The sequence below is a fragment of the Parafannyhessea sp. LCP19S3_B1 genome (assembly GCF_052121955.1).
Taxonomy (GTDB): Bacteria; Actinomycetota; Coriobacteriia; order Coriobacteriales; family Atopobiaceae; genus Parafannyhessea.
On sequence record NZ_JBQKDH010000003.1, the window covers coordinates 18,997 to 36,898 of the forward strand.

Sequence of the window (17,902 nt, forward strand, 5' to 3'; positions counted from 1 at the left end):
GCGGCAAACCGGGTACGGGATAAAGAATTTTCCAAATTCACCCTTGCGCGGACCGCGCAGTTTAGGCATTATTACAAAGCGCGTTGCGAGCGGGACCTGATGGTGGGTGTAGCTCAGTTGGCAGAGCGACGGACCGTGGCTCCGTAGGTCGAGGGTTCGAGCCCCTCTACCCACCCCATTCCAAGCGCAGCTCAGGGACGTCAATGGGTCGTTAGCTCAGTTGGTAGAGCAGGGGACTCTTAATCCCAAGGTCGAGGGTTCGACCCCCTCACGACCCACCATTGACCTCTTCTCTGGCACACGCCAGCACACATAGATGGGTCGTTAGCTCAGTTGGTAGAGCAGGGGACTCTTAATCCCAAGGTCGAGGGTTCGACCCCCTCACGACCCACCATCGCAAACGCAAGCCCGGCGCATCCGCGTCGGGCTTTTTTGTGCTCGGGACGCGCGCTATGCCGGGCTCGAGCCCAACGCAAGCGCCTCCGCCGCGCCGCGGCTCGCGGCGTCCGGGTCCAGCCAGCGCCCGGGGCAGGCCAGGCGAAGCCCTCCCATGCCGCCGGTCTCGAACTCGTACACGCGGGGCTGGCCCGTCGGGACGTTCACCTTGCGGATCTCGTCCGCGGACACGCCCTCTATAACCTTTATGAGCGAGCGCACCACGGAGCCGTGCGTCACCACGAGCACCGTCTGCCCCAGCAGCAGGGGCGGCGTCACGTAGGCGCCCCAGAACGGCTCCAGCCGCGCGATCACGTCCCTCAGGCACTCGCTGCGAATCTGCCGCGGGTCCGTCGCGTCGAGCCCGTCCTGCGAAAGCGTGCCGTAGCGCGGGTCGTCTGCCTGGAAGTACGGGGAGGCGGGGTCGATCTTGGGCGGCCTCACGTCGAAGCTGCGCCGGTACGCGTTAAACAGCTCCTCGCCGTACGCCTTGCGCATGTCGGGACGCGTCTGCCCCTGGAACGCGCCGTAGTGGCGCTCGTTCAGGCGCCAGCTGCGGATGACGGGCACCCACAGGCGGCCCACCTCGTGCAGCGCGATGTCCGCGCTCACGATGGAGCGCTCCAGAAGCGACGTGAACACTGCGTCCGGCTGGATGCCGGCCTCGCGCATGAGCCTGCCCGCCTCCGCCGCCTGGACGCGCCCGCGCTCCGTCAGCGGAACGTCCACCCAACCCGCGAAGCGGTTCACCCGCTTGTCCGTCCACGCGCTCTCGCCGTGGCGCATGATCACCAGCGTCGCCGTCGCCATGGCAGCCTCCTCGCATCGATCGCCCTGCCTGCGCTACCCTAGGGCGAGGGTAAGGCGGGCGCGGCGCCGCACGGGCGCGGCGCCCCAGATTTCACCCAACGCGCACGACGGGCGCGACGGGCACGAAGGGCGCGGCGCAACGGGCCGCGCCGGGAAGGGGGCTCCGCATGGACGGCGATGGGACGCGCGGGCGCAAGCGCGAGCTGCGCCGCCACTACAAGGAGGTCAGGAGCGCCCTCGGCAAGGACGGCCGGGCGAGAAGGGACGCCGCCATAGCGGGGCGCGTCACGCTGCTTCCGGAGTATCTGGCCGCAGACATCGTCCTCACGTACCTGTCCGTGGGCGACGAGGTCGACACCCGCGCGCTCGTGCGCGACGCCTGGGCGCGGGGCAAGTCCGTCGCGCTTCCGTGGTGCGTCACCGGCACGCGTCGCATGCGCTGGTTTCGCGTGTCCTCGCTCGACGGTCTCGTGAGGAGCTCGTTTGGCGTGGAGGAGCCCGTGCCCGACCCGGCGCTCGAGGCGGACCCAAAGGCGTCGCGCCGCGCGCTTGCGATCGTGCCGGGGCTCTCGTTCGACGAGCGCGGCTATCGCATGGGCTACGGCGGCGGCTTCTACGACGTCTTCCTCGCGGACTTTACGGGCGTCTCCGTCGGGCTCTGCCGCGAGCCGCAGATGAGCGCGGTGGGCGCCCTCGCGCTCGACGGGCACGACGTCCCGGTCGATGTCGTGGTGACGGAGGGTCGCGTCATTCGACCGTCCCGCTAGGGAAACGGCGAAGGGCGCGGCTCTTCTCGGCCGCCCGAATTGCGACTATTCGATATCAGCCGCTCGATCCTCGGCAAAAATGTCCCCTGGAACGCGCACAATGGGGTAACGGTCAGTTCGTCCCGTGAGACCCGGTAACCGTTGGAGCTCGACCGCTCCAAGAAGCGAAAGGAAGCGCCGAGGATGGCAAAGTCAGACATTGAGATCGCGCAGGAGGCAACGATGCTCCCCATCACCGAGGTGGCCAAGAAGGCCGGCCTCGGTCCGGAGCAGCTCGAGCTCTACGGAAACTACAAGGCGAAGGTGGACATCCACGCCTTCAGGGACAAGCCCATGAAGGGCAAGCTCATCCTCGTGACGGCCATCAACCCCACGCCTGCGGGCGAGGGCAAGACCACCACGTCCGTCGGCCTGCAGGACGCCCTGTGCAGGCTCGGCAAGAACTCGATGCTGTGCCTGCGCGAGCCCTCCCTCGGCCCGGTCTTCGGCATCAAGGGCGGCGCTGCCGGCGGCGGCTACGCGCAGGTCGTCCCCATGGAGGACATCAACCTGCACTTTACGGGCGACTTCCACGCCATCGGCGCCGCGAACAACCTGTGCGCCGCCATGCTGGACAACCACATCAAGCAGGGCAACTCCCTCGGCATCGACCCGCGCCGCATCGTGTGGAAGCGCTGCGTCGACATGAACGACCGCCAGCTTCGAAACGTCGTGGACGGACTGGGCGGCGTCGCGAACGGCATGCCGCGCGAGGACGGCTTCGACATCACCGTCGCGTCCGAGGTCATGGCCGTGTTCTGCCTCGCGACGGACCTCATGGACCTCAAGGCGCGCCTCGGCCGCATGGTCATCGCGTACACGTACGACCGCAAGCCGGTCACGGTCCACGACATCCACGCGGAGGGCGCCATGACGGCGCTCCTGAAGGACGCCATCAAGCCCAACCTCGTCCAGACGCTCGAGAACAACCCCGCGTTCGTGCACGGCGGCCCGTTCGCGAACATCGCGCACGGCTGCAACTCCGTCGAGGCCACGACGACGGCGCTTAAGCTCGCGGACTACGTCGTCACGGAGGCCGGCTTCGGCGCGGACCTTGGTGCCGAGAAGTTCCTGGACATCAAGAGCCGCTACGCGAACCTCCACCCCGACGCCGTCGTGCTCGTGGCGACGGTGCGCGCCCTCAAGTACAACGGCGGCGTGCCGAAGGCGGAGTTCACGGAGGAGAACCTCGACGCCGTGCGCGCCGGCCTTCCCAACCTGCTGCGCCACGTCTCGAACATCAGGGACGTCTGGGGCCTGCCCGTCGTCGTCGCCGTCAACGCGTTCCCCACGGACACCAAGGCCGAGCTCGACCTCGTGGCCAGGGAGTGCGGCAAGCTCGGCGTGAACGTGGCGCTGTCCGAGGTCTGGGCAAAGGGCGGCGAGGGCGGCGAGGCCCTCGCGAACGAGGTCATCCGCCTGTGCGACCAGCCGAACGACTTCCGCTTCGCCTATGACGCCAACGACAGCATAAAGAACAAGGTCGAGGCCATCGCGACGAAGGTCTACCACGCGGACGGCGTGGACTTCACGCCGAAGGCGGCGCGCCAGATGGCCCAGCTCGAGGAGCAGGGCTTTGGCGACCTGCCCATCTGCGTCGCGAAGACCCAGTACTCCTTCACGGACGACCCCAAGCGGCTCGGCGCGCCCGAGGGCTTCCGCATCACGGTGCGCAACCTGAAGGTCTCCGCGGGCGCGGGCTTCATCGTCGCGCTCACGGGCGACATCATGACCATGCCGGGCCTCCCGAAGGTGCCGGCCGCCGAGAAGATCGACGTCACGCCCGACGGAAAGATCGTCGGCCTGTTCTAGCCGCGTCCTTCTCGTCCGTACAACCAATCTGACCTGCGGGGTGCCCGATGGGGCACCCCCTCATGGGAGTGTGCATATCGTGCAAGAGAGGTCCGAAGAGAGGCTCGCAGACAAGAGCTGCGCCCGCTTTGCGGAGGAGCTTGCCGGAAGGAGCCCCGTTCCCGGGGGCGGCGGCGCCGCGGCGTACGCGGGCGCGCTGGCCGCCGCGCTGTGCTCAATGGCCGGCGCGTTCACGCTGGGCAAGCGCCGCTACGCCGCCGTCGAGGCGGACGTGCGGCGCATGGTGGAGCAGGCGGGGGAGGTGCGCCGGCGCCTGGTAGAGCTCGTTGACGAGGACGCCCGCGGCTTCCTGCCGCTTTCGCGCGCGTACGCGCTGCCTAAGGGCGACCCCGCGCGCCCGCAGGCCATACAGGACGCGACGCGGCTCGCGTGCGAGGCGCCGCTCGCGGTGATGGGACAGGCGTGCCGCGCCATCGAGCTTCTGGAGGAGATGGGCGAGAAGGGCTCGGCCCTGCTCGTGGCAGACGTCGGGACGGGCGCGCACCTTGCCCGCGCCGCGCTGGAGGCCGCGAGCCTGAACGTGTTCGTGAACGCGGCGGCGCTGGAGGACCGCGCGGGCGCGAAGGAGCTGGAGGCTCGCTGCGACGGCATGCTCGCGGCGTACGTGCCCCGGGCTCAGGCGCTTGCGCGCTCCGTGACGGACCGCGTGAGGGGAAGGGGATAGTCTTGGCGGAGTTGCTGAAGGGGGCGCCCGTCGCCCGCGCCCTCACGGAGGAGCTTGGGGCGCGCGTGGCGGCCCTTCTCGCCTGCGGCGTCACGCCCGGGCTTGCGATGCTGCGCGTGGGGGAGCGCCCGGACGACCTCTCGTACGAGCGCGCCGCGCTGAGGCGCTGCGAGAAGGTGGGGATCGTCGCCCGGCGCGTCACGCTGCCGGCGGACTGCACGCAGGCGGAGCTGGAGCGCGCCATACGCGACGTCAACGCGGACCCGTCCGTGCACGGGTGCCTCATGTTCCGCCCGCTGCCGGCCGCGCTGGACGAGCGCGCGGCGTGCGCGGCGCTCGACGTGGCCAAGGACGTGGACGGCGTCACCGCGGGGTCGCTCGCGGGCGTGTTCGCGGGGGAGCCCGTCGGGTTTCCGCCGTGCACCGCGGAGGCCGTGCTGCAGCTGCTGCGCCACCACGGCGTGACGCTCGACGGCGCGGACGTCGTGGTGGTGGGGCGCTCGCTCGTGATCGGGCGGCCGGTGTCCATGCTGCTCCAGGCGGCAAACGCCACCGTGACCATGTGCCACACGCACACGCGCGACCTTGCGGCGAAGTGCGCCGCCGCGGACGTCGTGGTGGTGGCCGCCGGCCGCGCGGGCACGTTTGGCGCACGCTGCGCGCGCCCAGGCCAGGTCGTGGTGGACGTGGGCATCAACTGGGACGAGGGCGCGCAGCGCCTTGTGGGCGACGTGGACTTCGACGCGGTCGAGCCCATCGTGGGCGCGATCACGCCCGTGCCCGGCGGCGTGGGGTCGGTCACGACGGCCTGCCTCGCGAAGCACGTGGTGGAGGCCGCGGAAAGGACGGTTGGATAGATGGTGCCAGAGACGACATCGTTTCGCGCGGCGCGGCCCACGGGCGAGAAGGACCGCTACGGCCGCCCGCTGAACGACCAGGGGTTCGCGCCCATAGACAAGCCGCGGGCGGAGGCCGCCGTGCGCGAGTTCCTGCTCGCGATCGGCGAGGACCCGGACCGCGAGGGCCTCAGGGGCACGCCGGAGCGCGTGGCACGCGCCGCGGAGGAGCTCTTTGGCGGAATGCAGGAGGACCCCGCCGCCCACCTGCGCCGGCAGTTCCAGGAGGACCAGAACCAAGAGATGGTCGTCGTGCGCGACATCCCGTTCTCTTCCATGTGCGAGCACCACATCCTGCCGTTCGAGGGGACGGCCAGCGTGTGCTACATCCCGCGCAAGGGGCGGATCACGGGGCTTTCCAAGATCGCGCGCTGCGTCGTGGGCTACGGGCACCGCCTGCAGGTGCAGGAGCGCCTGACCTCGCAGGTGGCGGACGCGCTCATGCGCGAGCTCGACCCGCTGGGCGTCATGGTGGTCATGCGGGCGGAGCACACGTGCATGACCATGCGCGGCGTGCGCGCCGCAGGCTCGTCCACCGTCACGAGCGCCGTGCGCGGCGTGTTCAAGGCAGACAGCAAGACGCGCGAGGAGGCGCTCAGGCTGCTGAGGGGCTAGCCCCGCGGCCTGCGCGCGCCCGCGCAAGAAGGAGCGCATTCCATAATGTACCAGGTTCCCTTCCAGATACCTTCCCTTGGCTACGCGGACGCGATGGCGCGCCTCGCCGCCACGAAGCGCTTTGGCATCCAGCCCATGCTCGAGAGCGTGGAGGACATGCTCGCAGAGCTTGGCAACCCCGACGAGCGCTTCCAGAGCGTGCAGATAGCGGGCACGAACGGCAAGACCTCGACCGCGCGCTTCACGGCAGCGATCCTTGGGGGAGAGGGGCTTCGCGTGGCGCTGTACACCTCCCCGGAGCTCGTGAGCATGACGGAGCGCATGGAGGTGGCGGGACATCCCGTGAGCGAGGAGCGCTTCGCGCGCGGCGTCGCGGCCGCCGTGGCCGCCGGCGAGCGCGTGAACGCGCGCCGCGAGGCCGCGGGCGAGCGCCCGTACGACATCACGGAGTTCGACGTGCTGACCGTTGCGGCCATGGTGGTCTTCGCCGAGGCCGGCGTGGACGCGTGCGTGCTGGAGTGCGGCATGGGCGGCCGCTGGGACGCCACGAGCGCCGCGCACAACATCCGCTCCGTCGCCGTCACGGGCATCGGCCTGGACCACATGCGCATCCTGGGCGACACGCTCGAGAAGATCGCGGGCGAGAAGGCCGCCATCATCAAGCGGGGCCGCAGCTGCGTGCTGGGCGTGGGCACGGCGACGCCGGACAGCGTGGAGGACGTGTTTCTCGCCCGCTGCGCGGAGCAGGGCGTCACGCCGACGCTGCTGAGACCGATCGACCCTGCGGACGCCGCGGGCGAGATGCATCCCGGCGTGCCACGCGCGCACGAGGGGCTGCCTCACGCGACGTATTGCATAACGCGGCGCCCGGACCGCATAGGCGCGCCGCTTGTGGTGGACGTGAGGACGCCGGGCGTGGACGGCCGCGCGTACCGCGAGCTGTCCGTGCTGAAGCCCGCGTACCAGGCGGCGAATCTCGCGTGCGCCGTCACGCTGGCACAGCAGTTCCTCGGGCGGCCGCTGGACGCCGAGGCGCTGTTCCAGTCCCTCGTCACGTGCCCGACGCCCGGTCGCTTCGACCTGGTGGTGCCGGACCCGCCCGTGCTCATCGACGCATGCCACAACCCCCAGAGCGTCCAGACGTTCCTGACGGCCGTCCGCGGCGTGGACCCCAACGTGGCCACGCGCCCGGCGCTTCTGTGCGCCGTGCTCGCGGACAAGGACGTGAGGGGCATCGTGGGCCTGCTCGCGCTGGAGTTCCCGCGCGTATACGTGACGCAGACGTCGTCCGACCGGTCGCTTCCGGCCCGGGACCTTGCCCGCGTCTTCGAGGAGTGCGGCAGGCGACCGGACGCGGTCTTCTCGTCCGTGCGCGAGGCGACGGACGCGCTCTCGGGCACGCCGTACGTCGCGTGCGGGTCGATCACGACGGCCGGCGAGGTCGCGGCGCTGCTCAGGCCGGGCGTGCAGAACGCGGCGGGCCCCGTGCGGCCGCACGCCGCGCCGGACCACCATCCAAGGGTGCAGATTTTCGACGACGCCGCGGACGACGGGAGGGACTAGCGTGTACCAGCTGAAGACGGAGGCGAGCTTCGACGCCGCCCACTTTCTGACGGACTACCACGGCAAATGCGAGAACCTCCACGGCCATCGCTGGCGCGTGGTGGTCTACATCAGGCAGGCCTCGCTTGGCACGGACGGGACCGGACGCGACATGGTGCTGGACTTTGGCGAGTTCAAGCGCATCGTGCGCGAGGAGGTTGCGCGCTTCGACCACATGTTCCTGGTGGAGGAGGGCTCGCTGGCGCCGGAGACCGTCGCGTGCCTGCAGCGCGAGGGCTTCACCCTCAAGATGCTGCCGTTTCGCACCACGGCGGAGAACCTCGCGCGCAACTTCGCGGAGGTCCTCGTTGGCCGCGGGCTGCCCGTGAGCCAGGTGGACTGCTACGAGACGCCGCTGAACTGCGCCACGTACCTGGTGGACGAGTAGCCGCGGGTCCGGCCGGTCCGCTCGCGCGGGCGAGGCCGCGGCCACGCGCGTTTCCGATGGCACAAGCCCACCACTTTCTGACAGATCAAGCTCCTGTCAGAAAGTGGTGGGCTTTTCGGGCTCCAGGGGTCCTTTGGGGGCCCTTTGCGCATCGCTATCTGACAGGTCGCGTTTCTGTCAGATAGTGGTGAGCCTTCTGTCCCCACTAACTGACAGGTCGCGCTTCTGTCAGAAAGTGGTAAGCCTTCTGCCCCCACTAACTGACAGGTCGCGCTTCTGTCAGTTAGTGGATTTCGAGGCGACCGAGGCCGTATATCCCTCACTACCTGACAGATCGAACAACTGTCAGGTAGTGAGGTCCGCGGGATTCCAACTATCTGACAGGTCATGCTCCTGTCAGATAGTTGGCGGACCCTGGCGCTATCGGCCGCGCGCTAGCCGCGCCTGCCGCCGCGGTCGCCGGGATGGCGGCTCAGCTTCTTCGCGGCAGAGCGCTTCGGCTTGTCGCCGGAGCCATAGGGCATCGCCTCGTCGCGCGGGGCGTTCCGGCGCCTCGGCTTCCGGGGCGTGCGCGCGGCCTTCGCGGCCTTCGGCTGCGTGGCGGCGTCGCCCTTCGCGTGCCTGGCGCCCTTGGACCTGGTGCCCTTCGGCCTCGCGGCCTTGACCTGCGCGCCGAGCGACTCGGCCGCCTGCTCGCAGGCAGCGCGTCGTGCCTCGCGGCGGGCGGCGCGCTCCTCGGCCATCTTCTTGCGGGCCTTCTTGCCGGGGAGCTTCTCGCGCGGGTCGCGCGCGGGGTCAAGCCGCAGCGGCTCTGCCCCCAGGTCGATGCCCACAGCGCGGGGGTAGTCGGGCACGACCTTGCCCATGAGCGCCTCGGCGTCGCGAAGCTCCAGGTAGTCGTCCTCCGTCACGAAGGTCAGCGCCCAGCCGGACTCGCCGGCGCGGCCAGTGCGCCCAATGCGGTGGATGTAGTCCTCCGCGTCTCCGGGCACGTCGAAGTTCACCACGTAGCGTACGTCGGGGATGTCGATGCCGCGCGCAAGGACGTCCGTCGCCACCAGCACGTCCACCGCACCCTCGCGGAAGCTCCGCAGCGCGTTCTCGCGCTGGCGCTGCGTGCGGTTGCCGTGGATGGGCGCGCACAAGAAGCCCGCCTTGCGCAGCTTGCGGCAGATTGCGTCCGCGCGGTGCTTGCCGCGCGTGAACACGATCACGCGCTCGGCGCCCTCGCGGCGCAGCACCTCCGCGAGCACGGCGTGCTTCGCCTCCGGCGAGACTCCCAGCGCAAACTGCTCGATCGTCTGGGCCGGCGTGCCCTTGCGCGCGATCTTCACGTGGGCGGGGTCGCACACGAGCGAGCGCGTGCTCGCGATGGCGTCGTCGTCCAGCGTTGCCGAGAAGAGCAGGGTCTGCCGCTCGGACGGCGTGCGGGCCACGATCTTCTTCACGGCCGGCAAGAAGCCCATGTCCAGCATGCGGTCCGCCTCGTCCAGAACGAGCACGCCCACGTGGTCGAGGCTCGCGTGGCCGGAATCCAGAAGGTCCTGCAGGCGGCCCGGCGTCGCCACCAGCACGTCGCAGCCGCGCTCGAGCGCCTGGTACTGAGGCTCGTACGCGACGCCGCCCACCAGCGTCACGGTGCGGTGCCCCGTGTGCGCGCAGATGGTGCGCGCGACGCCGTCAATCTGCTGGGCAAGCTCGCGCGTGGGCGTGATGACCAGCATGAGCGGCCCCTCGCCGGCGCCGACGTGGCCCAGGCGGCTGAGCGTGGGCAGCAGGAACGCCTCCGTCTTGCCGGTGCCGGTCTGCGCCGCGGCCAGCACGTCCCTGCCCGCGAGCACGAGGGGGATGGCCTGTGCCTGTACGGGCGTCGGATGCACGTGGCCCATCTCGGCGACGGCGTCAAGCACTTCCTGGCTCAGGCCCAGCCGGTCAAATGCCGGGGCCTTCTCGCCCGCAGGCGCCTCCTGCGCCTCGCGAGCGGTGGCCGCGTCTGCGCGGTCCTTCTTGTGATGATGGCGGTCTGCCAATATGCACTTCCAATCAAATCTGTAAATGATGCGTTGGCATCGTATCCGCAAACGGCACCCACGAGTCCGTCGGCGGCGCATCTACCAAATAAACCCACGTCGTGCCGTCCGTCAGGCGATACCATTGAGCAACGTGCCAGTGGCGTCGGAACAAGGGAGGAGCCTGCATGGACGGCGAGAAGGACGAGTGCTGCCGGGCGGATGACGCCCGCGGGCGCGAGACGGGTGCCGGCGCCGCGATCGAGGCGGCGGCGGGCGCGTACGGCCGCGAGACGGCGGGATCGCCCGACGGGCTCGAGCGCATCCGCGAGCTTCTGCGTGATGACGCGCGCCTGGTGGAGCGCGTCGTGGGCGAGACGCGCGTGTGGGACGGCAAGATCTTTCGCGTGCGGACGCTTGACGTGGCGCTTCCCGACGGCACGACGGGGTACCGCGAGGTCGTGTGGCACAACGGGGGCGCAGGCGTGTGCGCCGTGCGCGACGGCAGGATGTGCCTGGTGCGGCAGTACCGCGTGGCCATGGGGCGCATGAGCCTGGAGATTCCCGCGGGCAAGCTGGACGCGGGAGAGGACCCCGCGCACTGCGCCGCGCGCGAGCTCGCGGAGGAGACGGGCCTCGTGGCGCAACGGCTCGAGTTCGTCGCGCGGGCGGCGGGGTCGATCGGCTTCACGAACGAGGCGACGAGCGTCTTTCTGGCGCACGGGCTCTGTGCCGGGACGGCGCGGCCGGACCGCGGCGAGTTCGTGGACGTGGCATGGCTTCCCGTGAGGGACGTGCTCGCGGCGGCGCGCGCCGGCCTCATCCAGGACGGGAAGACGATCATCGGGGCGCTCGCCGCCGTGGAGCGCGGGCTCGCATAGCGCGTCGCGCATGGCTCGCGTCGCGGCGCCCTGCATGCGGAAGGCAACAAAAAAAGCAGGTCGGACGCCCAATTGCGCCGACCTGCCGTCGCGTTCTGGTGCTCCCTAGGCGATTCGAACGCCTGACCTGCGGTTTAGAAGACCGATGCTCTATCCAGCTGAGCTAAGGGAGCGCGTAGTCGATAGTAGCACGAAGTGGGCGCGCGCGGCCGGCTCAATCGCTGCGGATGCGAGCGCGCATGGCCGGGCGCGTGCCGCAACATGTGGGTCGCGCCCGCCGAGTTGACCACTAGTCCGTGTACATGCCCTTCTCCGATTCATCGCGGCTGTTTGCGAGATGTTGGCGAAAACGCGACGATTCTGGCCTATTGTTGAATGCGATGTAGGGTTTTAGCTTTTTTCACGATGTCGGGGCAGGTCGTTTGAGTCATAATGTAGCCAAATTGTGTGCTGGAAGGAGCCTACGTTGATTTACACCGTAACTTTGAACCCGGCTATTGACTATGTCATGCATCCGCTGACGCTTGACATGGGCTTTACGAACAGGTCCTCGAGCGAGGAGCTGTACTGTGGCGGAAATGGTATCAATGTTTCAACTCTGCTCAACGAGCTTAAGGTAATCAACGTCGCCTTCGGCATCGTGGCCGGGTTCACCGGCGACTACCTGGTCAAGACGCTCCAGAAGAACGGCATCTCGTCCAACTTCGTGCGTCTGGAGAAGGGCTTCACCCGCATCAACGTAAAGCTGAACGGCATCGTCATGACGATGGTGAACGGCATGGGCCCCAAGATCTCCGAGAAGAAGGTCGACGAGCTGCTCGAGCGCATCGACTACATCGGCGAGGGCGACACGCTTGTCCTGACCGGCTCCATCCCGAAGTCGCTGCCCGAGGACATGTACAGCATCATCATGAAGAGGCTGAAGGGCCGCGGCATCCGTTTCGTCGTCGACGCGCCCGGCCAGCTGCTGCTCGAGTCCCTGGAGGACGAGCCGTTCCTCATCAAGCCCAACAACCACGAGGTCGGGCGCATCTTCGACGCGCGTCCCGAGACCCCGGAGGAGTGCATACCCTTCGCGAAGGAGCTGCACGAGCGCGGCGCCCGCAACGTCATCGTGTCCTGCGGCGGCCACGGCTCGCTCCTGTACGACGAGAAGGGCGAGGTCCACACCGTCCCGACTGCGAAGATCCGCCTGGTCAACGCGACCGGCGCGGGCGACTCCATGGTCGCCGGCTTCGTGGCCAAGGTGCAGGAGGGCGCAGACTACGAGACCGCGCTCCGCTTCGCTTCCGCCTGCGGCACCGCGACCGCGGCGAGCAAGGGCATCGCGAAGCGCGCGACGATCGACCGCGTCTACCAGAACCTGAACGAGATCATCGCGAAGCAGGGGAAGTAGCGCGAGAAGAGCCATGTTATCTGGCGGGGGCAAAGGGGGAGCTCCCGCCAGACGTATAGGTGCATGGGATACTTGGCAATGCAAATGGGAGGTTTAGATGTTCGAAGGCGTAAATGCTTCTGACGGCTACGGCATTGGTGTCGCACAGGTTGCGGTCGCACCCGACCTGTCCTTCACCCCGACGAAGCCCGAGGATCCGGAGGCCGAGAAGGCCCGCTACAACGAGGCTCTCGCGAAGTTCATCGACCAGACGAACAAGCAGATCGAGCGCATGAAGCAGTCCGTCGGCGAGGAGGCTGCCGCCATCATGGGCGCGCACATCGAGTTCGCCGAGGACGAGGGAATCAAGGACATGGTGAACGGGTCCATCGATTCCGGCATGTGCGCCGAGCAGGCCGTGAGCGAGGCCTACGACATGTACTTCAACATGTTCTCCAACATGGAGGACGAGCTGTTCCGCGAGCGCGCGGCCGACGTCGCCGACGTCAAGACCGGGCTTCTGGCCGACCTCCTCGGCAAGCAGGTCGTCGACCTGTCGTCCCTCCCGGAGAACTCCATCGTAGTCGTCAAGGAGCTCACCCCCTCGATGACCGCCGACATCGACAAGGAGAACGTCGCCGGCATCGTCACCGAGACCGGTGGCCGCACCTCCCACTCCGCCATCATTGCCCGTGCGCTCGAGATCCCCGCAGTCCTTTCCGTCGCGGACGCCACGAAGAACATCAAGTCCGGCGAGATGGTCATCGTCGACGGCACCCTCGGCAAGGTCATCAACAACCCCGAGGACGACGTTCTGGACAACTATCGTGCCAAGGCGAAGTCCTACGCCGAGGAGAAGGCCGCGCTCGAGGCCTATCGCGGCAAGGAGACGGTGACCGGCGACGGCGAGAAGGTCCTTCTCGTCGCGAACATCGGCAACCCGGACGACGCGAACGTGGCGGCGGAGCACGACGCGGAGGGCGTTGGCCTGTTCCGCTCCGAGTTCCTGTTCATGGACGCGAAGGAGCTTCCGACCGAGGACGAGCAGTTTGCCGCGTACCAGAAGGTCGCCCTGCGCATGAAGGACGAGCCGGTCATCATCCGTACGCTCGACGTGGGTGGCGACAAGGAGATTCCGTATCTCAACCTGAAGAAGGAAGATAACCCCTTCATGGGCTTCCGCGCCGTCCGCTACTGCCTGAACAATCCCGAGCAGTACAAGGTGCAGCTCACCGCGCTGCTTCGCGCATCCGCGTTTGGTGACGTGAAGATCATGCTGCCGCTCGTCACCACCCTGGACGAGGTGCGCCAGGCGAAGGCCCTCGTCGAGGAGTGCAAGAAGGAGCTGGACGAGCGCGGCGTCGCGTACAACAAGGACATCGAGGTCGGCACCATGATCGAGACGCCGGCCGCGTCGCTCATCGCCGACGACCTCGCGGAGGAGTGCGACTTCTTCTCCATCGGCACGAACGACCTCATCGGCTACACCATGTGCGCCGACCGCGGCAACGACCGCGTCTCTTACCTGTACACCGTGTACCAGCCGGCCGTCCTGCGCTCGCTGAAGAGGATTATCGAGTCTGGTCGCGAGAAGGGCATCATGGTTGGCATGTGCGGCGAGGCCGCGGCTGACCCGCTGCTCATCCCGGTGCTGCTGTCCTTCGGCCTGAACGAGTTCTCCGTGTCCGCCCCGTCGATCCTGCGCACCCGCAAGATCATCTCCGAGTGGACGAAGGAGGAGGCCGACGCCCTGACCGAGAAGGTCATGAAGCTGAAGACCGCCACCGAGGTCAAGGTCATGCTCCAGGCTGCCCAGAAGTAGGCTGAGCGAGGCTGCAACCTCTAACGCAAACAAGGGGGGGACGTCCGGAAGGGCGTCCCCCTTTTGCATGCAGGGCTTTTGGGGTCTGGGGGCGGCTATGCGGGTGAAAGCGATTGATGGCCTACTATTGCCAGCCGTCTATCATGTGGGCGCCACGAGCGTGAGCGAGCGCGGCCGAACCTCTACGTCATACGTGCGCCCATGGAGCGGCTCGCCGTCTGCCTGGCATGGCGGCTCGCGCTCCAGGAACTCTATGTGAAGGTGCATGACCCGCCTTGTGGCGATGGCGCGCGACCCCGCGTGCCTGCCCGTGCGCGCAAGGGCAAACAGCGCGAGGACATGGGGGAGCGCGGGCACGCTCACGTTGTGGCAAAGGTCGAGGCTGCCGTCGTACGGGTCGGCGTCCGGGCAGATCCTGAAGCCGCCGCCGTACGTGGGACCGTTCTGCACGGCAAACACGATCGAGTTGAGGTGGACGTCCTTCTCGCCGTCCATGGTGACGCGCGAGGGATAGCCTGACGCCTCGCCCCTGACCTTGGAGAGGATCTTGATGCCTGACGTCGCGAACAGCCCGGATCCCTTCTGGTGCGTCTGCGCGGCGCGGCGGTCGGTCGTGTCGAGGGCGATGGCGGCGTCGAGCCCAAACGAGAGCGTCTGCACGAAGTAGGCGGACTCGCCGGCGTCGCTTGCGACGTGACCAAGGTCAAGCTCGCGCCTGCGCCCGCGCAGAATCTGCCCAAGGGCGGCGATTGGGTCGTTTGTGGCGGCACCGATGGTACGCGCGAAGTCGTTTCCCGAGCCGACGGGGACGACGGCAAGTGCCGGCCGCTCGTGCGGCGCCACGGACATGAGGCCGTTTGCGACCTCGTGGATGATGCCGTCGCCGCCAAGCGCGACGACCGTGTCGAAGCCGGCGGACTCCCGCGCCATCCGCATTCCGTCTCCCGGCGCCTGGGTAAGGCGAAGCACGAAGCTATGGGTTGCGTTAGCGTAGGACGAGAAGAACCTCTTTACGCGCTCGGCGGCTGCGGCTCCGTCGCCGCTGTGTGCCACCGGGTTCGCTATCACGAGCGTCCTGCCAAGGCTTTCGTTCATGCTGGTTTGACTCCCATCCATCGCCCTGTAAACAATCTAGCGCCATTGGCATGCGTTGGCAGGGGAGGGCGGGACGAGGATGCCGCGTTGCGCGGTGGGTGGTGGGACCGGACAAAAAAAGAAGGCCACGGGATAACCCGTGGCCTCATGTGCAATGGAGCGGCGGACGGGACTCGAACCCGCAACAGGCAGCTTGGAAGGCTGCTGCTCTACCAATTGAACTACCGCCGCATATGGTCGGGGTGACTGGATTCGAACCAGCGACCCTCTGCTCCCAAAGCAGATGCGCTACCAAACTGCGCCACACCCCGGAGCCGCTCTGAAAGTATAGGGTACTGCGACGGTTTGGGCAACCGTCGATCCAACAATCGGCACAACTAGTTGGATTGTGGGGGACGTCTGCGTGTCGTGATGACTAGTGATGATGATTCGTCATGTACTCGTGAGTAGCCATCATGAGGTAGTAGTCCTCGTCATGCTTTTCCGCCTTGGCGCGCTCCTCTGGCGCCATCTTCTGACGTTCGCGTGCGCGAGAGTTTGCCGCAGCCTGAATCAGTCCGATAAGAAGGCCGATGCCATAGAGCACGAGAATCAGGATGCATACGCCGTAGAAATCCATGATGTCGCCCCCTCGGTCCCCAGCTGTCCGACGCCCATCTTATCGATTATGGTACCCATAAGGCCAACGTGAAAAATGTCGAGTTCCGCGAGCACGTGAGCCGCAAGAACGGTTATGCGCACTTCCTGCGGGATGCGGCCGCCGGCCACACGGCGGAGCACGTGCAGATACTGCGCTCCGCGCTCGGGGGCTAGGTGTCCCGTTACCGCAGTCGCATGCCGTCCCCGTGAAGAGCGGGGCAAGGCCGGGTCCTTCTCGCCTGCGAATCCATGCATCTTGCAACTACGTTGGAAGGCAACTTTCAATGTGGCATGTGCATGGGGCGCATTGGCTGCCGGGGTGCGGCGTTGTCGAATCGCTATCACGCAGGCCACAATTGCGCTCGCATGTACATTCTGTTACGCAAAACCGCGCGAAACCATTTCGAACCCGTGAAATAACTATCCTGATTTTGCACCGGTTACGATGTCTCGCAAGCGTCGCCTGCCCCCTGGCAGACGGAGAGGAGATTAGCACATGAACTATTCCGAGCGAGTGATTGCCGATCTGGAACAGCGCTACTCTGACCAGCCTGAGTTTATCCAGGCCGCGAAGGAGGTCCTGACCACCCTGCAGCCTGCCCTCGACAGGCATCCCGAGTACGAGAAGGCCGGTCTCCTCGAGCGTCTGGTCGAGCCCGAGCGCATCGTGATCTTCCGCGTGCCCTGGGTCGACGATTCTGGCAAGGTCCAGGTCAACCGCGGCTACCGCATCCAGTTCAACTCTGCGATCGGCCCCTACAAGGGCGGCCTGCGCCTGCACCCCAGCGTCAACCTCTCCATCCTCAAGTTCCTGGGCTTCGAGCAGATCTTCAAGAACTCCCTCACCACCCTTCCCATGGGCGGCGCAAAGGGCGGCTCGGACTTCGATCCCAAGGGCAAGTCCGACAACGAGGTCATGCGCTTCTGCCAGTCTTTCATGACCGAGCTCGTCAAGCACATCGGCCCGGACACCGACGTCCCCGCCGGTGACATCGGCACGGGCGGCCGCGAGATCGGCTACATGTTTGGCCAGTACAAGCGCCTCACCAACTCCTGGCAGTCCGTCCTCACGGGCAAGGGCCTCTCTTACGGCGGCTCCCTTGCGCGTCCCGAGGCCACCGGCTACGGCGCCGTCTACTTCCTCCTGGACATGCTGAAGGAGAAGGGCGACTCCATCGACGGCAAGACCATCGTGGTCTCTGGCTCCGGCAACGTTGCGCAGTACGCGATCCAGAAGGCGGAGCAGCTTGGCGGCAAGGTCGTGACCTGCTCTGACTCCAACGGCTACGTGTACGACCCCGAGGGCATCGACTTCGACCTGCTGTGCCAGATCAAGCAGGTCGAGCGCGGCCGCATCAAGGAGTACGCGGAGCGCAAGGCCGGCGCCACCTATCACGAGGGAGAGCGCCCCTGGGGCGAGAAGTGCGACATCGCCATGCCGTGCGCCACGCAGAACGAGCTCGAGCTCGATGACGCGAAGAAGCTCGTCGCGGGCGGCTGCAAGTACATCGTCGAGGGCGCGAACATGCCCACCTCGACCGAGGCTACCGAGTACGTGATGGCCAACGGCGTGTTCTTCGCACCCGGCAAGGCCGCGAACGCCGGCGGCGTCGCTACGTCCGGCCTCGAGATGTCCCAGAACCACGAGCACCTCTCCTGGACCTTCGACGAGGTCGACGAGAAGCTCCATGGCATCATGGACTCCATCTACGCAGCCGCGTCCGGTGCGGCCAAGGAGTACGGCCACGAGGGTGACCTGGTGTTTGGCGCGAACATCGCGGGCTTCCTCAAGGTCGCGGACGCGATGATGGCGCAGGGCATCTGCTAGAGCGTGACAACCCATGGCGACCCGGGGGCTTCGACGACCCGGGCACGCGAGCACATGAGAGAGGCGGGATCGGGCATGCGTCCGGTCCCGCCTCATCGCTTTTCTCGGCTGCTTTGTAACAGAATCATAAACAGGACCACGAATAGATACTAAAACGCATATCAG

At 67.2% G+C, this 17,902-nt stretch carries 16 protein-coding genes and 6 tRNA genes; 15 read left to right on the forward strand and 7 right to left on the reverse strand.

Going from position 1 to position 17,902, the window contains the following annotated elements; genetic code table 11:
• Positions 1 to 102: 102 nt before the first annotated feature.
• The 3 genes from ACTQWE_RS01795 (at position 103) to ACTQWE_RS01805 (ending at position 394) form a co-directional block, all read left to right on the forward strand.
• Positions 103 to 178 (forward strand) — tRNA-His (locus tag ACTQWE_RS01795).
• Between the two features lie 27 nt (positions 179 to 205).
• Positions 206 to 281, forward strand: a tRNA-Lys gene (locus ACTQWE_RS01800).
• A gap of 37 nt (positions 282 to 318) precedes the next feature.
• Positions 319 to 394 (forward strand) — tRNA-Lys (locus ACTQWE_RS01805).
• A gap of 56 nt (positions 395 to 450) precedes the next feature.
• Here the strand turns inward: ACTQWE_RS01805 and ACTQWE_RS01810 are convergent.
• On the reverse strand, positions 451 to 1,245 hold the full coding sequence (locus ACTQWE_RS01810) for a 2,3-bisphosphoglycerate-dependent phosphoglycerate mutase (protein ID WP_441855536.1): 795 nt from the start codon (positions 1,243 to 1,245) through the stop codon (positions 451 to 453).
• Between the two features lie 167 nt (positions 1,246 to 1,412).
• Here ACTQWE_RS01810 and ACTQWE_RS01815 point away from each other — a divergent pair, with 167 nt between their 5' ends.
• The 7 genes from ACTQWE_RS01815 (at position 1,413) to ACTQWE_RS01845 (ending at position 8,088) form a co-directional block, all read left to right on the forward strand.
• Positions 1,413 to 2,012 carry a 5-formyltetrahydrofolate cyclo-ligase gene (locus tag ACTQWE_RS01815; RefSeq protein ID WP_441855534.1) on the forward strand — a complete coding sequence of 200 codons (600 nt, stop codon included), beginning with the start codon at positions 1,413 to 1,415 and terminating at the stop codon, positions 2,010 to 2,012.
• Between the two features lie 183 nt (positions 2,013 to 2,195).
• Positions 2,196 to 3,863, forward strand: a complete 1,668-nt coding sequence (locus ACTQWE_RS01820) for a formate--tetrahydrofolate ligase (RefSeq protein ID WP_441855532.1) — start codon at positions 2,196 to 2,198, stop codon at positions 3,861 to 3,863.
• Between the two features lie 79 nt (positions 3,864 to 3,942).
• Complete coding sequence (locus tag ACTQWE_RS01825; protein WP_441855530.1) at positions 3,943 to 4,587, forward strand: cyclodeaminase/cyclohydrolase family protein; 645 nt, start codon at positions 3,943 to 3,945, stop codon at positions 4,585 to 4,587.
• A gap of 2 nt (positions 4,588 to 4,589) precedes the next feature.
• Positions 4,590 to 5,444, forward strand: coding sequence for a bifunctional 5,10-methylenetetrahydrofolate dehydrogenase/5,10-methenyltetrahydrofolate cyclohydrolase (locus ACTQWE_RS01830; protein ID WP_441855528.1), 855 nt, complete (start codon positions 4,590 to 4,592; stop codon positions 5,442 to 5,444).
• Positions 5,445 to 6,098: a GTP cyclohydrolase I FolE gene (folE, locus tag ACTQWE_RS01835; RefSeq protein WP_441855526.1), complete on the forward strand. Its 654-nt coding sequence runs from the start codon at positions 5,445 to 5,447 to the stop codon at positions 6,096 to 6,098.
• A 45-nt stretch (positions 6,099 to 6,143) separates the two neighbouring features.
• Positions 6,144 to 7,661: a bifunctional folylpolyglutamate synthase/dihydrofolate synthase gene (locus ACTQWE_RS01840; protein WP_441855525.1), complete on the forward strand. Its 1,518-nt coding sequence runs from the start codon at positions 6,144 to 6,146 to the stop codon at positions 7,659 to 7,661.
• A 1-nt stretch (position 7,662) separates the two neighbouring features.
• Entirely contained in the window at positions 7,663 to 8,088 is a 426-nt protein-coding gene (locus ACTQWE_RS01845) for a 6-pyruvoyl trahydropterin synthase family protein (protein ID WP_441855523.1), read from the forward strand.
• A 434-nt stretch (positions 8,089 to 8,522) separates the two neighbouring features.
• On the opposite strand, the gene ACTQWE_RS01850 is transcribed toward ACTQWE_RS01845, so the two are convergent.
• Complete coding sequence (locus ACTQWE_RS01850) at positions 8,523 to 10,118, reverse strand: DEAD/DEAH box helicase (protein ID WP_441855521.1); 1,596 nt, start codon at positions 10,116 to 10,118, stop codon at positions 8,523 to 8,525.
• Between the two features lie 167 nt (positions 10,119 to 10,285).
• Between ACTQWE_RS01850 and ACTQWE_RS01855 the strand changes: the two genes are divergently transcribed.
• Positions 10,286 to 10,978 (forward strand): NUDIX domain-containing protein, encoded by a 693-nt coding sequence (locus ACTQWE_RS01855; protein ID WP_441855520.1) that lies wholly within the window; start codon positions 10,286 to 10,288, stop codon positions 10,976 to 10,978.
• Positions 10,979 to 11,074: 96 nt separating this feature from the next.
• Here ACTQWE_RS01855 and ACTQWE_RS01860 read toward each other — a convergent pair.
• Positions 11,075 to 11,151: transfer RNA gene (locus ACTQWE_RS01860), tRNA-Arg, on the reverse strand.
• A 293-nt stretch (positions 11,152 to 11,444) separates the two neighbouring features.
• Here ACTQWE_RS01860 and pfkB point away from each other — a divergent pair.
• Both pfkB and ptsP read left to right on the forward strand, forming a co-directional pair.
• On the forward strand, positions 11,445 to 12,374 hold the full coding sequence (pfkB, locus tag ACTQWE_RS01865; RefSeq protein WP_441855518.1) for a 1-phosphofructokinase: 930 nt from the start codon (positions 11,445 to 11,447) through the stop codon (positions 12,372 to 12,374).
• A gap of 97 nt (positions 12,375 to 12,471) precedes the next feature.
• A complete protein-coding gene (gene ptsP / locus ACTQWE_RS01870) occupies positions 12,472 to 14,175 on the forward strand; it encodes a phosphoenolpyruvate--protein phosphotransferase (protein ID WP_170103970.1) in 1,704 nt (567 codons plus the stop codon).
• Between the two features lie 141 nt (positions 14,176 to 14,316).
• Here the strand turns inward: ptsP and ACTQWE_RS01875 are convergent, their stop codons facing one another.
• The 4 genes from ACTQWE_RS01875 to ACTQWE_RS01890 all read right to left on the reverse strand — a co-directional run bounded on the left by ACTQWE_RS01875 (position 14,317) and on the right by ACTQWE_RS01890 (position 15,889).
• Positions 14,317 to 15,270, reverse strand: a complete 954-nt coding sequence (locus tag ACTQWE_RS01875; protein ID WP_441921218.1) for a diacylglycerol/lipid kinase family protein — start codon at positions 15,268 to 15,270, stop codon at positions 14,317 to 14,319.
• 155 nt (positions 15,271 to 15,425) lie between these two features.
• A tRNA-Gly gene (locus ACTQWE_RS01880) sits at positions 15,426 to 15,501 on the reverse strand.
• A 3-nt stretch (positions 15,502 to 15,504) separates the two neighbouring features.
• Positions 15,505 to 15,581 (reverse strand) — tRNA-Pro (locus ACTQWE_RS01885).
• Between the two features lie 104 nt (positions 15,582 to 15,685).
• Positions 15,686 to 15,889, reverse strand: coding sequence for a hypothetical protein (locus ACTQWE_RS01890; RefSeq protein ID WP_441855515.1), 204 nt, complete (start codon positions 15,887 to 15,889; stop codon positions 15,686 to 15,688).
• Positions 15,890 to 15,957: 68 nt separating this feature from the next.
• Between ACTQWE_RS01890 and ACTQWE_RS01895 the strand changes: the two genes are divergently transcribed.
• Entirely contained in the window at positions 15,958 to 16,083 is a 126-nt protein-coding gene (locus tag ACTQWE_RS01895; protein WP_441855513.1) for a hypothetical protein, read from the forward strand.
• 322 nt (positions 16,084 to 16,405) lie between these two features.
• Positions 16,406 to 17,737: an NADP-specific glutamate dehydrogenase gene (gene gdhA / locus ACTQWE_RS01900; protein WP_441855511.1), complete on the forward strand. Its 1,332-nt coding sequence runs from the start codon at positions 16,406 to 16,408 to the stop codon at positions 17,735 to 17,737.
• Positions 17,738 to 17,902: the final 165 nt, after the last annotated feature.